Source organism: Neobacillus driksii (assembly GCF_013409995.1).
In the GTDB taxonomy this organism is placed as follows: Bacteria; Bacillota; Bacilli; order Bacillales; family Cytobacillaceae; genus Neobacillus; species Neobacillus driksii.
On the sequence record NZ_JACCBX010000024.1, the window covers coordinates 1 to 18,020 of the forward strand.

The window sequence follows — 18,020 nt, forward strand, 5'->3', positions numbered from 1 at the left end:
CTTTCTCTTCTTCTTCGGTTTTGCCATCATTTGGTGGTTTCTCGCCTTTTCAAACATAATTTGCTAATGGTTTATTTTTGTCATCCTATCAAAATAGGAACTACATTAGGTGCAGCTGAAGGGGGATTATTTATTTAAGAAATGGGTACACAATACCTTGCATTAGTAGGATTTTTATCGTTAATAATGCGATCGATTTCCATTTTACTAAGAAACTATACGCATAGTCCTACAACAAAACAACTTGCTCGAAGTATAAGCAAGTTTGTGAACATTTGTACTTAAACAATAGGGTGCGTTGATCCAAAAAGGATTAACGCTTCTTTTTGTTGAACTCTATTGAAGTAACGAAGCAGTTTAGTTCAACAAAGAAATTTTTGATAAAATTTACTAAGGAAGATTTATTCGGGGGGTTATATATATGATATTGGTAAGTTCTTGCTTAGCGGGGTTGAAGGTGAGATATAACGGCACACACAGTTTAAATAATGGAATAGCTAAACTTGTAGAAGAAAATAAAGCTATTACAATATGTCCAGAATTACTCGGTGGATTTTCAACTCCCAGAGAACCTGCTGAAATAATAGGTGGAAACGGAGAAGATGTACTCAATGGAAAGGCTAAAGTAATTGAAAAGTCAGGAAAAGATGTCACGGAACTTTACATAAAAGGTGCTTACGCTACTCTAAATAAAGCTAAAGAAATAAATGCGACCGTAGTAGTTCTAAAGGAATACAGCCCATCCTGTGGCAGTTCAATGATTTATAACGGTGAATTCATTGGTGAAAAACTTGAGGGGATGGGCGTTACTTCTGCTTTATTAAAAAGAAATGGATTAAAGGTAATTTCAGAAGAACAATTTGCTGAAACCTTTCTTTAACTAAAATTAGCAGAGATTGTTTGTCCACATTTACCTTATAAGAAAATGCTACTTCTATTTTCAAAGGAAAGTTTGTGAAAGAATGTACTTAAAGTAACGGGTGCAAGAGTTGAAGATTGGGACTGCTGCGGCAATCCCTTTTCTTTTTGAACTAACAGGCAGGGTAGGTAAAGTAGAAACTAAGTTATTCTCCCTTATTCTTCCTCTCAAAAAACACCTATACATAATTTTTTTGTTAAGATCTAGTTTTAAAAGCTATCTACATATTTGGGATGCAATTAACAAATAATAACAAAAAATTTGAAGGAATGAGAGTAATGATGAATTTTTTGGACGATCTACCTACCTTACCTTATATATTTAAGGCATTGTTAATTTTTTTGGCGGCACTTATGCTTTTGCGTATCGCAGGAAAAAGATCACTTGCAGAAACGACAGTTTCGGAAGCAGTGTTGAGGATTTCAATTGGTGCTGTACTAATCCAACCTTTAGCATTAAGAAATGAATGGGAAGCAATATATGCTGGGACTTTGCTTATTATAGGAATTGTAATATTAGCGAAAATACAAATATGGATACCAAAATCTAGAAAGTTTATTAATGGAGTACCATCAGTACTAATTAATGATGGTCAGATGAAATTAGAAGAGCTAAAAAAAGCAAGACTTACAACAGATGAGCTACAGAGTGCACTTCGCCTAAAAAACATAGGCAATGTCGAAGATGTAGAATTGGCGGTATTAGAGTCCAATGGTAAAATATCGACTACCCTAAAGCCAAACAAAGCACCTGCAACCAAAGAAGATATTCAAAAAATTTTAGATATCTTAGCTCAAAATGGTATTCGTCCCTCATCACAAAATCAGTCTGAAGCGAAAACGCCACCATTATTTCAAGAGGCATATGACGAGGGAGACATAGTGGACGTTAAGCCTCAGATACATTAAATAAGCTATCTTTTTTGTCCTTAGTACAACGCATACTTAAGCATTGTTCTTCAACTAAATTGTGCAGAAGTTAAAGATAAAGGTCGCTTCGGCGATCTTTTTTTCTTGTTGAATTAACTAGCAGGTTACTTGAAGAAGGAAATATAAAAAGTAGGGAAAACATTACAGGTAATTTAATTTGAAATTGGGTAGTCGGAGGTAGCAACTGCAGAGGAAAATACTCACGGCCTTAATTTTTATCTATTAGGTGTGATTAATAAAAGTGCCCATCCTAAAGCAGCCAAACTATTCTACGATTATCTTCAAAATGAAACATCAATGAAGACCTAGAGAAGTATGGTTTTAAAGGAATAAATTAATAAAAAATCGAAATTGATGTTTGGTAACCAGTCTGACTATCCATCGAGATAAGCAAATGAGGAAGCCACTCAACTAGCAGATAACAAAAAGAAAAATCCAGAACTTCAATTGTTACCACATCTCCGCCCTCCGAAAACGCCGCATCCCAAACAATAAGTAAATATGTTGCTATTTTTAGTCCAATAAAAGGTAGCCCATAGGATGCCTACGTATGCTTTTATGTACATTATTGTTTTAGTTTACTTTGTGAAAACAACCGCCTTTCCACTACGGGAATCCACAGTAGAACTTTATTTTTATAAGAAAATGTTATCTATAATTGCGTGGTTTCACTGGACAGCCGTCCAATTCCCAGCGATCACATCTACATATTTATATATAAGGTCCTATATCTTAATAGTATTTATAATTCTCAAACTTACGGAATGGGGTGAACTACGAATTTGTATTAAAAATGATTAACAATAAAAAAGATAAAGTACAGGAAGTCATCTTGAAAAGAAATAAAGAAAAAATTCATCCATCCTATTTCTGTACTTAGATTGCCTGAAATGATTGCTGTTCGACACTCGGTGGAAGTTTATAATATCTCATTAAGTTATTCTGCAAAAAAGTTGGACAAGAAAAGACAAGAAAGCATGGAGGGAGGATTACAAATTCCAATGAAAGAAAAAAAGAAGCGACATAAGGAAAAACCAGTAAGTGAAAAAATTAGAGAACCTAAAAAACATAAACACCGAAGACCGACTATTTCTCCCAAAACAAGAGAGATCGGTACGAAAATTATAAAAATGTCAAATCACCATGTGGGAAAACAAGAGGAAGGGGAAATTCAATTGTCGAATGTGCCTTTACAGATACAGGGGAGTACCAGCATAAATGATCAGATGCTCGTCAAGGAAAAGTCGCCAACTCTAGTTTACAGCCCATCTCAGGCTGAAAAAGACTCCGTTGTAGAGAGAACGTTCGAACGTAAAGAAATACCCAAAACTAATTCTAATTTACCCACTGATATTCCTTCAGACTTCTTGGAGCAAGATACGCCCGTTACAGAGAATTTAATCTTAAATGAAACTGAGGAGATCTTTTCCCTCTCTACTGACTCACCCATTACCATAGTTTTTAACGGAATCACGATTAAAGTAGACTTTCGTTGTCTTAAAATATCCACCAATGAACTGACTGCTGATGAAGTACTCCATTTATTGAAAAAATGTTTAAACAATGGTTGAAACAGTTATGCTTCATGGGAAATTCTAAGACAGAAGAATGTCCTTCTCATAATAAGATAGGAAGGGGGTGATTAACCCTCCCTTTTCCTATACCAACGTCCTTACGATTATGTATTCGGTGATTCTCTAAACCTAAAAGTAGACTTCGAGGTCCTAGGGATAATCGATACTTCCTAGGACTTTATATAGTGAGGTGATGACAGTGAAGGATCTATTCTAGTATTGGCTAGGCAGGGTACATCCTTAATGATCATTCGATTGGATTAGCCTTAAATTTGATTTGCATTTCTGTTCAGACATTTGCCTCAATCTTCCTTAATGATTCCATTTTAGATATCTACCCTTGCTTTAGCTACACTGTCCCTGTTCGAATCTCTAGCCTATTGACATGTTTAACTGAATGTACATAAAAAGAAGGAAGGGAGACCCCCTTCCTTCTTCCTTCTCTACTAAATTAATTATGCACGTGGTAAAAGGTTTCCTAACAAGTTACCAACTGCACCTGCAATTTGCTCGACATTAGCTTGTTGTGCGGCTGTTAGAGTGCTAGTTCCAGGGTTGGAAATTCGAAGGCACACAGCTTCAAGGTCGATGTGAATTCCTAACAAGACAATATGAACTCCTCCAGGAATACTCACACAAAGAATATCTGTATCTTCACAGCAACTTTCACATTGTTGAGGTTGTCCCATATAATCAACTCCTTTCTTTATGAAGTTAATATATTTGTATGAAAAAGCTTGTCCACTTGTTATAGATGTTTTCATTATTTTATTAAAATAATTCTTTAAACCTTTTTTATGGAACCACAATTCAAAAATTACCGATATCCGTTAGAATCTAAAAGACAGTAGGCAACACCTTAGGTTTTTTTTGACAACACTTTCTCTCATGTTACTTGTTTATACAAATAATAAACCCTATGAATACGCTATATAGTACATCATTCAATCAAGGAGTGTCATAGATGAATCATATAGTTTATAAGGGATCAAGCCCTCTCCAAAACATTACGGTTCTAGATAGAAGCAGGTTTGGTGGGATGCACGGCAGATTTCGCTTACTTAAATTTACTGACGATATTGTTCAGGGAGTGATCGATTTGGAGAATCCATCCCGTTTGGTGCTGTCGTACTCTCGTACTGTAGTGGATCTTATTGATCACTACGCACCTGATTTCAAAGAAGGTTTCATAATCGGACATGGAATTGGTGTAATAAGCTCATATTATTCAAGTAGAAATTTGGTAACTGCAGAGATCGATCCCTTAGTTGTCGAAATATCCAAAAAGTATTTTGGTTATTTGGGCAATAAAATCGAGATTGGAGACGGACGTGAGCTTTTGAAAAAACAGGTGGACAAATCTCAGGATATCATTTTCTTAGATGCCTACAATGAAAATAGTATCCCATTTCACCTAACCACCCAAGAATTTTTCTTTCTAACGAGTCAGAAATTGACCAATGATGGAATCCTATTTGTCAATTATATTGGAAGGGTCAGGGATGATGAGATAATGCGAAAATTGTTTGCGACCATTTCCAGCGTTTATCCTTATGTGAAGGTGTTTGCTCCCGAGCCACAGAGTAGAATTTTACAAAATATTTTTTTTGTTGCAAGCCAACAAGTTCTGGAAAACTATTCCCCACATGAGGCGGGTCCTATACAAGTTATTGGCGGAAAAGTACTTAGTGACTAGGAGAGGCAATTCTATAGATATATACTAATGGATCAGTTTGATACTTTAAACGAAGTATTGGTTAATGTGAGGAAGAAATTAAAAATACAAAAACAGTAGTTTACTTGAATAAAGGTTTTCGGTAAGAATATAATTGTAAACAATCATAAATGTAAAGTATGTAAAAGATTTACCATGTCCTTGACATTGAATTACAAAAGTTTTCTTTTTTGGCGATTGATTATTCGCAATAAAGGAATTACACATCTTCGGTTTCCATAACTTCCCTTTTAGTTTTTTGGATTGACTGTCATTTTAAAGTTCTAAACCATGGCTAATCACGCAAATTATCTTATAATCGTTTCAATAAAGTACTTTAGTGTAGCTGCATTAGGAAACATTTGGGACTTGACTGAAAAGAGCTTATTGTAAAAAAGAAACAGTCCCAAGTACAAAACTAGTACTTGGGACTGTTTCTTTTATAGATAAGGACTTTCATGCTTCGCCTTAAGCATATTCCAACGGCGATCAACTTCTTTATCAAACATCTCTAACATGTCTTTACTATTTTCATTGAGTAAATGTTTCGTTTTACCCATCAGCTTCAGCCATTCGGATACAGCTAACCGTTTATTTTTCTCTTCAGGATTATAGGTAACGGTTGTAATTCCATGCTCAACCTCATAAAGAGGGAAGAAGCAGGAGTTAACAGCAGCCTCAACAATCGTCTGTCCTAATTCATCCTTTGATTTCCAGTTCAATGGACAAGTAATTAATATTTTGCCATAAACCAAGCCTTCATTATTGGCATACCACTGGGCTTTTGCTGCTTTCTTTAAAAGGTCGCGATCGAAAGCTTCCGTACCGGTAAATACATAAGGAATATGGGTAGCTGCCATTATTTGAGCAGTATCCTTGTGGTGGAATGGTTTTCCATTTTGGAACCCGCCAATATTGGAAGTACTCGTCATATGTCCCATAGGAGTAGAGTAGGACAGCTGGCTTCCAGTATTCATATAACCTTCATTATCATACTCAAGAATAATCATTTTATGGTTGCGCAATGCGGTCCCAATCGCTGGACCCATGCCGATGTCCATACCCCCGTCACCTGTAACCATCACGAAAGTAAAGTCATCACTTAGACCAAGTTCTGCTAATTCTCCGCGTCGCTTTCTTTCATGGAACATTTCCACAAGACCAGAAAGAGTGGCAGAGCCATTTTGGAAAAGGTTATGGATATATGTTGCTTTATGTGAGCTATAAGGGAAACCAGTAGTTACAACCATAGCACATCCAGTGTGGAATAATGCAACGATGTCACCTTCAATTCCTTTGAAAAACAACTCCAGTCCAGAGAATATACCGCAACCAGGGCAAGCCCCGTGGCCGGAAGCCAATCTTTTTGGCTTTTTCGTTAAACTCCGCATAGGTGGAATTTTAACTTTCAGTTCACCCGTTTTTTCATCAGGAGTGACCGTGATTAAACCGGTATTTAGGTCTTCTTTTTTCATCGGATTCAAAACACGCTTTGGAGCAAATTCTGCGTTGCCAGGATTATGCCCAAAATAGTCAAAAGGGATCTCAGCAAATCCCTTTTCGGCAGCTTCTAAAGCTAAATCGAAAAAGTGTTCCGCGTCATCTGCATAAAAGTCTTTTCCGCCTAATCCATAAATTCGGTTGATCACCTTTGTATGAGCATTTCCAACTGTTTGCAGTGCGGCTCTAAGTTCAAGGGCCATGTTTCCACCATGCGCTCCGTATGAATCTGCACGGTCACCGACTGTAACTGCTTTTACGTTTTTCAAGGCTTCCGCTATTTGTTTTTGAGGGAAGGGACGTATCATATTTGGTGAAATGACGCCTGCTTTAATCCCTTTCAAACGGAGGCGGTCGACCACGTCTTTACAAACCTCAGCAGCTGAATTTAACATAAATACTGCTACCTCAGCATCCTCCATACGATATAAATCTAAGATCGGATACTCACGTCCCGTTAATTCTGCATATTCTTTCGAAATTCGCTCGAATACTGCTTCCGCATTATACATTGCTTCTGATTGTTGGTAGCAGTTATTAATATAGTCAGGTTCATTCATATATGGCCCGATGGTAACTGGATTCTCACGATCTAAAGCATGAGGGAAGTTTCTTGGCGGCTCGCCAATAAACTTTTGCACATCACTTCTATCTTTTATTACTTGTACACGGCGTTTTTGATGGGAAGTAAAATACCCATCGAACGAAACGATGACTGGAAGTCTGACAGCCGGATCTTCTGCTAATTTAATCGCAATAATGTTCATATCATAAACGATCTGTGGATCGCGGGCCATTAAGATGGGCCATCCCGTATTCAGACCGAAATATAAATCAGAATGATCACCATGGATATTTAAAGGACCTGAAACAGAGCGGTTTACTAAATTTAATACCATCGGAAAACGTGTCCCGGATTGAACAGGAAGCTGCTCTAACATATATAGGAATCCGTTCGCGCTAGTAGCATTAAAAACACGGCCGCCGCCAGTTGAAGCCCCGTAGCAAATACCTGCAGAACCATGTTCACCATCTGCTGGAATTAAAACGATATCATGTTCACCTCTGGACTTCATACCATCAAGGAATTGTGCCACCTCTGTTGATGGGGAAATAGGGAAGTAACCCATTACATGGTAATTAATTTGGTGTGCCGCATAGGCCGCCATCTCATTACCAGATTCAAATACAAAACTTTGCTCAATCCTCCCAAGTTCGGTTTTGAGATTTTCTTGGTTTATTTCTATGGACATTAAGATCCCGTCCTTTCCTTAGTTTTGAGTCACTAAATCAAATAAATGGGGCACACGGTGTTTATCCGCATAACCGTCATTAAATTCTCGTTCGCCTGATAACGCTTCCACTGGACAGGCAGTTACACACTTCAAGCAGCCTTTACAATATTGATAGTCAATACCACTGAGAAACATTTGTGGTCGACCTTTTTTGTCTGGTTTTTCTTCCCATACAAAGCAAAAATCGGGGCAAGCTGTATCACATGCAGCGCAATTGATACATTTTTCCTCATGGAAATGAGGGAGCATACCTGCGCGTGAAATACTTAAATCTTTTAGTATGCTGTTACCTGGATTGGTTATCATACCGCCAATCGCCTGAGTTTCATAACCAAGAACAGGTTCTGGCCGTGAAAAAGGTTTAGGTTCGATGCCATCTTCAGGAAGATATGTTTTAAATTCGACTTCAGTAAATCCACGGTCGAATGTACGAATATTTGGTTCAACCAAATGTGGGTATTTTTTTTCAAAAGTACGTCGGATTGTTTGTCTCATCGATTCTGGATCTAAAAAGTCCAAGATACGATACAGAGCACCGAGCATTGCAGTGTTGGCTTTTGTTTGTTCTTCTAACGCGATACCAGTGGCATCTATGATGGCAATGGTTCCGCCTGTAATTTTCATGAGATTTTTAAGTTCGTCTGGGGATTTTTGTGAGTTTACTAGGATGGTGCTGTCAGGATAGATCCCGCTTGTACAGTCAATGGTTTTAAAAAGGGCATCATGGAAAATGCCGACAACATGAGGGCGTTCTATTGGTGTGGTGTCTCGAATGTTTGTTTCTGGCTCGCAGAAACGAATGTGAGCTTTTACTGGGGAACCTTTTTTCTCTGAACCGTATGATGAAAAACCGACTCCATTCAGCCCGTTTCCAACAACTCCATCCTCGGAAAGCATTTTACCAGCCAGATTAGCTCCTAACCCGCCGATAGACTCAAGGCGGATTTCAAAAAAACCTAATTCATTTGTTTTTGGCAATTTTGACAAAAGTATTCCTCCTATCTCTGAAACGGAGTTTAATAAAGAATATTATAAATATTCTATAAATTAAATTATTTTAATTGTAACAGGACACGAAAACAAATACAACAGATTTTTGTATTCAGATGTAGGAACCCATATGGAGTTGGTTTTATTAGATGGAAGAATATCTATTGTGATATACAACAGTTTAAATTATGTTATATAACAACTTAAGAGGCTAGGTATGAAATTAAATGGAAAGTTGTCTGTAGGTCACTTGTGCCCAGTTCATTCATATAATGCAAAGGGGGAAATAGTTATGAAAACTGAATATAATCCAAGCCTGTTGTGACTTCAAGGTTAAAGTAAGATTTATTCGAACAGGAGGGGATGTTAGTGAAATTTACCATTCAATATATACCCCTAAACAAAATTAAACCTGACGTATCATTGAAAGTAACGGAACACATTAAAAGACTTCAAAGATTGATGTGGGACTGTATGTTTGTCTTGGTTGTCAGAAAAAACCGGAAGGATAACAACTATACGATTATTAGCGGTCAAGATCGTTATGAATCCCTGCGCAAACATACAAAAAGTATCTATGCTCCTTGTATCGTCGATAAAAGTCCGTCTCTCGAATCACCATCCTGGTTTCATCGCTTTCGTAGAAAACAACCGCTGGATGACTTTCCATTAATGCCATCTAGCTGGTCCATTGTACGTTCCTTTTTAAAACAAGAGCCTCGATTTAAACAATTATCTCGCTCGCAGCAAATAAGAGTCCTTCTCCTAGCTGCCCATTATAAAAAAACAGTGATTTATTCTATGAAAATGACTGTGGATGAGATGTTGAAAGACAATTAGAAAAGAGTTTGGTATAAGTCCAAACTCTTTCTCAGTTTTCCATTAGGAAAAAATAAAAACACAAATGTAATAGAATACCAACGCCGATCATATTGAACCAATTAATTACATATTTATTTCCCTTGGGTTGAATAACCCCCATGGCAACAATATTCCAATAGGTATTTTTTAATCTAAATAGACATAGGGAGTATATAATACTATATAAGCAGAGCAGGGAATCCATTTCCTGCTCTACTTTCCTATTCAACCATTACCTTAATGTGGTCGATAGTATTATATCCATACCCATTTCTGTTCCAATAAGGTTTAACGGGCTGAGTTTGACCACTTGAATCTGTTGCTTTTGACATTATGGTAAATATACCTTTTTCAACTGCATTCCACTCATATGACCAAGAAGCCCATTTGTAGCTATATATCGAACCAGATACTTGCGCCTCCGACCATGTGTGTCCGTTATCAGTGCTGATGTCGACATGTGTAATATGTCCTTTACCTGTCCAGGCGATGCCTTTTATAACATGTTTACCAGTATTTATCCTCGCCATATCTAACGGTTTTTGAATCGTGGAATTTACATTTATGGTGGTGACAGGGTGAGCACCATCGTCATTATCTTGATTTGGATAATACATATAGTCAATGTTCTGGAAAGGTCCAGTATAATGCGAACCAATTACACTTATTTGCTTAATCCATTTCACAGATGCCATACCATACCATTGGGGAACGATTAATCTGAATGGAAAACCGTGTTTAAGGGTTAAAGGTTGTTTATTATATTCATAGGCGATAATTGTATCAGGATGTAAGGCCTTCATTAAGGGTAAACTTCTAGTATAAGAGAAAACTTTGTCTAAGTCCGTTCTTTTTCCGAAATCATATCCTTCTACGACCACCTCTTTGGCAGCTTCTTTTATTCCGGAAATTTCAAGCAAAGTACGTAAGGGAACACCTTTCCAAACGCCTTGGCTCATTGCTCCCTTACCCCATTGTTCGCCAAACACTTTGGGCTCAAATAGGCTGCGCTTATTTCCGGAACATTCGAGAACAACTTCAACGGTTTTTGAGGGTAGCTTAAGGATTGATTGCATAGAAATCAGTAAGGGGGTAGTAACCATCCCATTTATAGGGAGAAAGTAGTTTGAATAGGAAAGCTTTGGATAAGAAAAGTGGTTGCGCCGATAAAATAAAGGGGTTTGGATAATATCATTCTCAATAAATTGAACAGGTGTTTCCTGATTCTCCGGATGCAGCCTGCGTGTTACTAAATAAGGCTTCACGACGTCATGTTTATGATCGGCCATAATTTCCTCCTTTAAAAAGCAGTCACTAATAACGTATGTTTTACTTGAATAAAATAGGCGTAACAACAAGTCAACAAGGGGGTAGCTAGATACAAGGTATTTTTAAAGTAAATGTAGAATAGTTATTGTGGGTTTTTCAGTAAATAGCAAGGGAGGATAATAATGGGGGCATTTCACAGTAAGCACTTTACGCTTGAAAAAATTAAAGAAGGAATATATGCAGCGATTGCTAAACCGGGTGGGGGTTCGGTTTGAAACGCTGGTTTTGTTGATTTAGGAGATTAAACCATCGTGTTTGATACATTTAATACCCCACAAGCTGCTGAAGACCTAAAAGTTATGGCAGAAGAAATAACGAACCGGACTGTAACTTGGGTTGTTAATAGTCATTGGCATGGAGACCATATACGTGGAAATCAAGCCTATAAAGATAGTATCATTATCTCAAGCCAATTAACCTATGAAAAAATGAGGGATATTCATCCATCGCGAATCGGAAAACAAAAGAATGATATACAGGGGCTTACAACATATATTCAGTCCCTTCAAGAACAATTAGCTGCATCATATGATTCGAAATTAGAGGAACAAATAAGCTTTCTGGGTGAAATTGAGGCTTCTTTACCTTACTTAGAGTTAACCTTACCCCGTCAAACTTTTATAAATGAACTAACTTTTTACGGTTCAAAAAGGAGTGCAAAACTTTATACGTTGGGCGGCGGTCATTCTGATTGTGATTCAATTCTCTATATACCCGATGAAAATGCAATTTTTATGGGTGATTTACTATTTGTTGACACGCATCCAACCATATTTGAAGACTCTAATCCTGCAATATGGGTTCAAATTTTGGAGAGGGTGAAAGAAATTGACTTTGTCGTAGCCATCCCGGGTCATGGACCAGTTGGGACAAAAAGAGACCTTTCTAAACTCATAGAATACATAATAGATATTACGAAAATGGCTCGTACAACGAATGAAGAAATAGCAATACCCGAAAAGTATCAAAACTGGTCTTCTTCGGAAATTTTTCATCAGAATATTAGCGGTTTAAGTCAAAAGGTAAAATTAATAAATGTTAGTAACAGTTTTCCCTTTTATTAAAGGGATATTTTTTTGCTAACAAAAGCTTGATTTTCATTATTGAGGACATATGTCCTAACAGAGATCTGATGATTTATCTTTTAATTAGATTATAAATCTAGATAAATTGGAGAGAAGAGAGATGAAAGGGAGTTTATTTGCATTTTTAGGCGGGGCTTTTATTACGCTGCAGGGTGTAGCAAATACCCGTATTAGCCAAGATATTGGCACGTGGCAGACAGCATCCATTACACAATTCACGGGATTTCTGCTAAGTTTGCTGATTTTGATGTTTGCAAGAGATAAGAATTGGAAAAAGTTAAAGAATGTAAAACCCCTATACTTGACTAGTGGTGCTTTTGCAGCAATTATTATCTTTAGTAATGTCGCATCCATTGAATACGTAGGTGTTACCCTTTCGATTTCCGTCCTATTAATAGCACAGTTATGTTTGACCTTTTTAATTGATGGTAAAGGCTGGTTTGGTATTCCGAAACAGAAGATGAGGTTACCTCAGTTTGTAGGAATTGCGATGATGATCGTGGGTGTGGCCATACTACAGTTTTGATGCAACAAATTGGCCCATGCTGGAGGCGGAAATATGAAAGAAATAAAAGATCCTAAGTTAGTGCAGTCCTATTTGCAGGCTCACCAACTAGAAACCATATTTAATGAAGCAATCATGCCCTATTTGTCTTTATATCACTGCGAGCAAGGAGAACTTATCTTATCCCAAGGTGAACCATCCAAGTATTTGTATGTCCTGGTAAAAGGTAAAATAAAAATCTACACCACTTCAGCCGAAGGGAAAACACTTATTTTATCTTTTAAATCTGCGATTGAAGTGATAGGTGATATTGAATATGTGCAGGAGATCGATACCATCAATACGGTGGAGGCTGTTTCATCGGTCTATATGATCGGTGTGCAACATACTAACTTGAAAAAATTCACAAATGATTTTTCGCCATTTCTGCAATTTATTTTAAAAATTATTACCGAAAAGTTTTATTTGAAGAATAATTCAATGAGCTTCAATTTGATGTATCCAGTTGAGGTTCGTTTAGCCAGTTATTTACTGTCGGTTACCCAAGATGATAATGAATCATTATTTACTGGGCAGCTTAGTACCACTAGCTTGACCGATACGGCAAACCTTATCGGGACCAGCTATCGACATCTTAATCGGGTTATTAAGCAGTTTTGTTCCGATGGATTGATGGAGCGCAGTAAAGGTTTCATTCTTATTAAAGACAGAGAAGCCTTAAAAACTATAGCCGGAGGCAATATTTATGAGTAAATAGATGAGGCAAAACGAAGCACTTGGATTCGTTCAGCTTGCAGTCATCCATGAGCTTCTATTAAAATATTACACATTGGAGTGTATCAGATATGATTCTAGGAATTTTATTTGCGATACTGGCTGGATCTTTAGTCAGTCTGCAAAACATATTCAATAGTAAAACAGGGGAACACGCTGGTTCATGGACAACCACTACATTAGTGCTAGGTTTAGGATTTGTGGCTTCATTTACTCTAGGTTTTTTGTTCGAAGGTAAACAATTATTTGATTTACAAAATATGAAGATATGGTACTGGTTCAGCGGGTTAATAGGAATTGGAGTGGTAACCTGTGTCGTGAAAGGTATAAAGCTGCTTGGTCCAACCTATGCAATTTCAATTATGCTTTCATCACAGCTGGGATTTGCATTATTGTTCGATACATTTGGCTGGATGGGAATTGAAAAGGTACCTTTTACCACTCAACAATTAATAGGTGTATTAGTCATTGTTGCTGGCATTCTTATTTTTAAAATCAGCGGTGAACCTAAGTCGGCTAAAATGCCTACTGGCTTTAAAAGTGTCCAGGCAGAAAAGTAAACACAGGATGGAGAGATACTTTTGAAAGAATATAAAACATTGTTTTTTGATGTAGATGATACTTTATTGGATTTTGCTGCAGCAGAAAAGTTAGCATTACAACTCCTTTTCGAGGAGCAGAATATTCCGCTTACTTCCGAAATAGTAGAGAATATAAAACAATAAATCAAGGTCTTTGGAAGAGGTTTGAAGAAGGAGAATTGAGCCGGGACGAGGTTGTCAATACACGCTTTTCTCTTCTTTTTAATCAATACGGAAAAGAAGTCGATGGGACCATACTAGAAAAAAATTATCGATCATTCTTAGAACAAGGACATCAATTGGTAAACGGTGCTTTTGAACTGATTACAGAACTAAGTTCCCAATATGATTTATATATTGTTACTAATGGTGTGTCTAGCACACAGGATAAACGGTTACGTGCTTCAGGTTTACATCCACTATTCAAAGGTATCTTCGTTTCTGAGGATACAGGTTTCCAAAAGCCAATGAAGGAATTTTTCGATTATGTTTTTGCAGGAATTCCTCATTTTCAAGTAAACCAAGCACTAATTATCGGTGATTCGTTAAGTGCAGATATTCAGGGCGGGGAGCTGGCCGGGATGGATACATGCTGGTTTAATCCAAACATGAAACCGAACAATTCTGATAGTACTCCGACCTATCAAATTCACAAACTAGAAGAGTTGAAACAAATATTAAGTGTACGAGATAAAATAGGTGCCTGTTAATGTGATTTTAAAGGAGTGGGGGATATGGAGTTAAAATATGAAATCATTACCGATGAAGAGATTGAATACTGTAGAGATTTATGTAATGAACTAATGGCCTTTCAAAAATCTAAAGCTCATATAACCCCCGAGTTATTTGATCATATGAATTTTGATACTCGATTGGTTCCTTCTGTAAAAAGTGCATTACGTAATTACACGGTTATCGTCAAAGATGGTGAGAAAATTGTAGCCTACGTCTATTCCAATATTTCTCCAAAGGAAGCATATTCAAACGATTTCGCAACTTTTTTTGACTTATCCTCAGTTCAACAAAAGAATGTAGCTTGTCTTTCCCAATTTTACATTAAAGAAGAGTATAGACAATATGGGATTGGTTCCAAGCTCTTTAATATGTCATTGGATTGGATGAAGCAATTTGATGATGTTGATGATTACTTTATTTTCGTTTCAAATGGAAATGATAACGCCTTAGAATTCTATAAACGTAAAGGATTTACAGTGAGTCATACTATTTTGGATGGTTTTATTACTGTTTTACGAAAATAGGATAGGACCATTTTAGGTCCTTACTAGTCATCTACACCTAAAGACTTAGAAAAACTTACCACTTCAGTATCTTCTGGTCATGAAAAAACTCTACTATACTATAATTACATTATATAGTGGAGTGAGAAGTATGACTGAATCAATATTGTCCCTTATCAAAGAATGGGGGATATGGGGAGTGTTCATATCCTTATTTATTGAAGGGAGTGCTCTTCCCTTTATCGGCTCGTTCATCATGGTAACAGTGGGATTTATTTTAGATTTGACCTGGTTTGAGATGATATGGATCTCATTAGCAGGCAGCTTCATATATGCGATAGGGAGTTGGATTCCTTATTTTATTGGGTATAAATTCGGTATATCTGTAGAAGACCGGTTGAGTGATGCAAAAAGAGAAAAATTAACAAAGGCTAAGAAGGCTTTTAGCAAGAATGGAATTTGGAGTGTTGCCATTTCAAGCCCGCTTCATTTAGGGAATTTTGTCCCTTTTTTAGCGGGAATTTCACATATGAGACTTCGAACCTATACACTACTTACTATGATCGGTATTGCTCCGTCCACCTTCCTATTTTTAAGTATTGGTCATTTTTATCCAGGTGATTTCAGCAGCGTTATGAATACAGTAAAGGATTATCAACTATTACTATTTATTTTGTTTGGATTAATTACTTTGATTTATTTGGGTATAAAATTTATCGGTTATCGTCAGCAAAAGAAATTAATGAAACAAAATGTGATGAGCTAGATTTCCTTACACTAAAAACACCTGAAAAGGGTGTTTTTTCTTTTTACATTGGCGAAGTATAATGGATGGAATTAGGTTAAAACTTCCTAAGCTATAAACAATCCATTATAATTTTTAATGAATGGAATGTAATAGGAGTGTATAGATGAAAAGTATATCGATTTTAGTTGCAGATGATGAAGAAGAGATCGCCAATTTAATTGCCATCCATTTAGAAAAGGAAGGGTATCGTGTTTTTAAAGCATTGGACGGGGAGGAAGCTATAGCCGTAATCCAGACTCAATCAATTGATTTAGTTATTTTGGATATCATGATGCCGAAACTGGATGGTTATGAAGTAACCCGCAATATTCGTGAACAACACAACATGCCGATCATTTTTTTGAGTGCTAAAACATCTGATTTTGACAAGGTCCACGGTTTGGTGATTGGAGCAGATGATTATATGACGAAATCCTTCACTCCCATTTAATTGGTTGCTCGTGTAAATGCACAGCTGCGCCGGTTTATGAAGTTAAATCAACCTAAAGTCAATCACATTTCTGGCTTGGAATTTGGCGGATTGGTTATTTCTCCTGAACAAAGAACCGTTACTCTATATGGTGAATCCATCGACTTAACTCCAAAGGAATTTGACATTCTATATTTGTTAGCACGACAGCCAAAGAAAGTGTTCAGTGTGGAAAATATTTTTCAACAGGTATGGGGAGAAGCATACTATGAAGGGGCTAATACTGTAATGGTCCATATACGTACGCTGCGAAAAAAACTGGAAGAAGATAAAAGAAAAAACAAATTAATCAAAACCGTGTGGGGAGTCGGGTATACATTCAATGGATAAAATCGTACGAAGTTTCCGTTCTAGAATGGTTCTTTTATTTGGCTTTAGCATGTTTTTGTCTGGTACCATAACATTTATTATTTTTAAGGGGCTTCAATGGTACTACCACAATTGGGTCGAGTGGGGCGATCTTCTGGCAGAGCTCCGGTTATTTATGAGTAGAATTGGTGACCTAAATTTCTTTTTACTGTTATTTATTCCGCTTTCTATTCTTTTTTTCTATTTACTTACTAAGCCTTATACTGAGTATTTTAATGAGATTTCAAATGGAATTCACAATCTCGCGCGTGGGGACTTTAAACAGCGGATTACAATCCAATCAAATGATGAATTTAGTGATATTGCCCATGATATTAATCTTGCTAGTGAAAAATTAGAAGAAGCGATATTAAGAGGAGATTTTTCAGAAAGCAGTAAGGATCAATTAGTCGTCAATTTGGCCCATGATTTACGGACACCACTCACCTCCGTTCTCGGGTATTTGGATTTAATCCTTAAAGATGAAAAATTGACGAAGGATCAGGCCAAACATTATTTAACCATTGCATTCACAAAATCTCTGCGTTTAGAGCGTTTGATTGATGAATTATTTGAAATCACTAGAATGAATTATGGAACGTTACATATTGAGAAAAAACCGCTTAATTTAAGTGACCTACTGAATCAATTAAAGGAAGAAATGTATCCAGTCTTTGAAAGAATTGATTTGAAGGCTCGTATCAATATTTCGCCCGATCTATCTATTTTAGGTGATGGCGAACTGTTAGCACGTGTGTTTGAAAACCTGTTAACCAACGCAAATCGGTATGGTATTGATGGTCAATATGTCGATATTAACGGTTCTATCGAGGAAGGGGAAGTAGTTGTTCAAATCGTTAATTATGGAGACAGCATTCCTCCTAATGACCTTCCGCATCTTTTTGATATGTTTTATACCGGTGATAAAGCTCGAACACATCAAGAGAATAGTACTGGCCTTGGTTTATTCATAGCGAAGAATATTGTCGAGCAGCATAATGGGACCATTTCAGTAGAAAGCAGTTTCATTCGTACTGTATTTGAGGTTCGTTTACCAAAAGAGAGCGTGGCAATGGAACAATCAGAGTGAAAACTTAAGAA

General features: G+C 36.9%; 16 protein-coding genes and 2 pseudogenes. 14 read left to right on the forward strand and 4 right to left on the reverse strand.

What is annotated here, in order from left to right:
- The first annotated feature begins 421 nt into the window (after positions 1-421).
- From F4694_RS30890 to F4694_RS30900, 3 genes are all read left to right on the forward strand, one after another.
- On the forward strand, positions 422-880 hold the full coding sequence (locus F4694_RS30890; RefSeq protein ID WP_179603702.1) for a 2-thiouracil desulfurase family protein: 459 nt from the start codon (positions 422-424) through the stop codon (positions 878-880).
- Positions 881-1,152: 272 nt separating this feature from the next.
- A complete protein-coding gene (locus F4694_RS30895; RefSeq protein WP_218895910.1) occupies positions 1,153-1,827 on the forward strand; it encodes a DUF421 domain-containing protein in 675 nt (224 codons plus the stop codon).
- A gap of 1,022 nt (positions 1,828-2,849) precedes the next feature.
- Positions 2,850-3,419 (forward strand): hypothetical protein, encoded by a 570-nt coding sequence (locus F4694_RS30900; protein ID WP_179603704.1) that lies wholly within the window; start codon positions 2,850-2,852, stop codon positions 3,417-3,419.
- Positions 3,420-3,877: 458 nt separating this feature from the next.
- Here F4694_RS30900 and F4694_RS30905 read toward each other — a convergent pair whose 3' ends face one another.
- Complete coding sequence (locus F4694_RS30905) at positions 3,878-4,111, reverse strand: hypothetical protein (protein ID WP_179603705.1); 234 nt, start codon at positions 4,109-4,111, stop codon at positions 3,878-3,880.
- 275 nt (positions 4,112-4,386) lie between these two features.
- On the opposite strand from F4694_RS30905, the gene F4694_RS30910 reads away from it, so the two are divergent.
- Complete coding sequence (locus tag F4694_RS30910) at positions 4,387-5,118, forward strand: spermidine synthase (protein WP_179603706.1); 732 nt, start codon at positions 4,387-4,389, stop codon at positions 5,116-5,118.
- A gap of 458 nt (positions 5,119-5,576) precedes the next feature.
- On the opposite strand, the gene F4694_RS30915 is transcribed toward F4694_RS30910, so the two are convergent.
- Entirely contained in the window at positions 5,577-7,889 is a 2,313-nt protein-coding gene (locus F4694_RS30915; RefSeq protein ID WP_179603707.1) for a thiamine pyrophosphate-dependent enzyme, read from the reverse strand.
- Positions 7,890-7,907: 18 nt separating this feature from the next.
- Entirely contained in the window at positions 7,908-8,918 is a 1,011-nt protein-coding gene (locus tag F4694_RS30920; RefSeq protein WP_179603708.1) for a 2-oxoacid:acceptor oxidoreductase family protein, read from the reverse strand.
- Positions 8,919-9,290: 372 nt separating this feature from the next.
- On the opposite strand from F4694_RS30920, the gene F4694_RS30925 reads away from it, so the two are divergent.
- Positions 9,291-9,761 carry a hypothetical protein gene (locus tag F4694_RS30925; protein WP_179603709.1) on the forward strand — a complete coding sequence of 157 codons (471 nt, stop codon included), beginning with the start codon at positions 9,291-9,293 and terminating at the stop codon, positions 9,759-9,761.
- A 242-nt stretch (positions 9,762-10,003) separates the two neighbouring features.
- Here the strand turns inward: F4694_RS30925 and F4694_RS30930 are convergent, their stop codons facing one another.
- A complete protein-coding gene (locus tag F4694_RS30930) occupies positions 10,004-11,071 on the reverse strand; it encodes a sulfite oxidase (protein WP_179603710.1) in 1,068 nt (355 codons plus the stop codon).
- A 291-nt stretch (positions 11,072-11,362) separates the two neighbouring features.
- Between F4694_RS30930 and F4694_RS30935 the strand changes: the two genes are divergently transcribed.
- The 9 genes and pseudogenes from F4694_RS30935 (at position 11,363) to F4694_RS30975 (ending at position 18,009) form a co-directional block, all read left to right on the forward strand.
- Positions 11,363-12,175: an MBL fold metallo-hydrolase gene (locus tag F4694_RS30935; RefSeq protein WP_308806960.1), complete on the forward strand. Its 813-nt coding sequence runs from the start codon at positions 11,363-11,365 to the stop codon at positions 12,173-12,175.
- Positions 12,176-12,296: 121 nt separating this feature from the next.
- Positions 12,297-12,722 carry a DMT family transporter gene (locus tag F4694_RS30940; RefSeq protein WP_179603711.1) on the forward strand — a complete coding sequence of 142 codons (426 nt, stop codon included), beginning with the start codon at positions 12,297-12,299 and terminating at the stop codon, positions 12,720-12,722.
- Positions 12,723-12,755: 33 nt separating this feature from the next.
- Positions 12,756-13,454, forward strand: a complete 699-nt coding sequence (locus F4694_RS30945; RefSeq protein ID WP_179603712.1) for a Crp/Fnr family transcriptional regulator — start codon at positions 12,756-12,758, stop codon at positions 13,452-13,454.
- Positions 13,455-13,546: 92 nt separating this feature from the next.
- A complete protein-coding gene (locus tag F4694_RS30950; RefSeq protein ID WP_179603713.1) occupies positions 13,547-14,035 on the forward strand; it encodes a DMT family transporter in 489 nt (162 codons plus the stop codon).
- A gap of 21 nt (positions 14,036-14,056) precedes the next feature.
- Positions 14,057-14,766: pseudogene (locus tag F4694_RS30955) on the forward strand (YjjG family noncanonical pyrimidine nucleotidase).
- Positions 14,767-14,790: 24 nt separating this feature from the next.
- A complete protein-coding gene (locus F4694_RS30960) occupies positions 14,791-15,315 on the forward strand; it encodes a GNAT family N-acetyltransferase (protein ID WP_179603714.1) in 525 nt (174 codons plus the stop codon).
- A gap of 130 nt (positions 15,316-15,445) precedes the next feature.
- Positions 15,446-16,060 carry a DedA family protein gene (locus tag F4694_RS30965; protein ID WP_179603715.1) on the forward strand — a complete coding sequence of 205 codons (615 nt, stop codon included), beginning with the start codon at positions 15,446-15,448 and terminating at the stop codon, positions 16,058-16,060.
- Positions 16,061-16,205: 145 nt separating this feature from the next.
- Positions 16,206-16,901: pseudogene (gene vanR, locus F4694_RS30970) on the forward strand (vancomycin resistance response regulator transcription factor, VanR-F/VanR-M family).
- Positions 16,894-18,009: a sensor histidine kinase gene (locus F4694_RS30975; RefSeq protein WP_179603716.1), complete on the forward strand. Its 1,116-nt coding sequence runs from the start codon at positions 16,894-16,896 to the stop codon at positions 18,007-18,009. Before vanR ends, F4694_RS30975 begins: the two are co-directional and overlap by 8 nt.
- Positions 18,010-18,020 lie beyond the last annotated feature (11 nt).

What these genes read in the sequence shown, in the direction of transcription:
- F4694_RS30890 (WP_179603702.1), top strand. Translation starts at nt 422, where the DNA reads ATGATATTGGTAAGTTCTTGCTTAGCGGGGTTGAAGGTGAGATATAAC.
- F4694_RS30895 (WP_218895910.1), top strand. Translation starts at nt 1,153, where the DNA reads ATGCAATTAACAAATAATAACAAAAAATTTGAAGGAATGAGAGTAATG.
- F4694_RS30900 (WP_179603704.1), top strand. Translation starts at nt 2,850, where the DNA reads ATGAAAGAAAAAAAGAAGCGACATAAGGAAAAACCAGTAAGTGAAAAA.
- F4694_RS30905 (WP_179603705.1), bottom strand. Translation starts at nt 4,111, where the DNA reads ATGGGACAACCTCAACAATGTGAAAGTTGCTGTGAAGATACAGATATT.
- F4694_RS30910 (WP_179603706.1), top strand. Translation starts at nt 4,387, where the DNA reads ATGAATCATATAGTTTATAAGGGATCAAGCCCTCTCCAAAACATTACG.
- F4694_RS30915 (WP_179603707.1), bottom strand. Translation starts at nt 7,889, where the DNA reads ATGTCCATAGAAATAAACCAAGAAAATCTCAAAACCGAACTTGGGAGG.
- F4694_RS30930 (WP_179603710.1), bottom strand. Translation starts at nt 11,071, where the DNA reads ATGGCCGATCATAAACATGACGTCGTGAAGCCTTATTTAGTAACACGC.
- F4694_RS30940 (WP_179603711.1), top strand. Translation starts at nt 12,297, where the DNA reads ATGAAAGGGAGTTTATTTGCATTTTTAGGCGGGGCTTTTATTACGCTG.
- F4694_RS30945 (WP_179603712.1), top strand. Translation starts at nt 12,756, where the DNA reads ATGAAAGAAATAAAAGATCCTAAGTTAGTGCAGTCCTATTTGCAGGCT.
- F4694_RS30950 (WP_179603713.1), top strand. Translation starts at nt 13,547, where the DNA reads ATGATTCTAGGAATTTTATTTGCGATACTGGCTGGATCTTTAGTCAGT.
- F4694_RS30960 (WP_179603714.1), top strand. Translation starts at nt 14,791, where the DNA reads ATGGAGTTAAAATATGAAATCATTACCGATGAAGAGATTGAATACTGT.
- F4694_RS30965 (WP_179603715.1), top strand. Translation starts at nt 15,446, where the DNA reads ATGACTGAATCAATATTGTCCCTTATCAAAGAATGGGGGATATGGGGA.
- F4694_RS30975 (WP_179603716.1), top strand. Translation starts at nt 16,894, where the DNA reads ATGGATAAAATCGTACGAAGTTTCCGTTCTAGAATGGTTCTTTTATTT.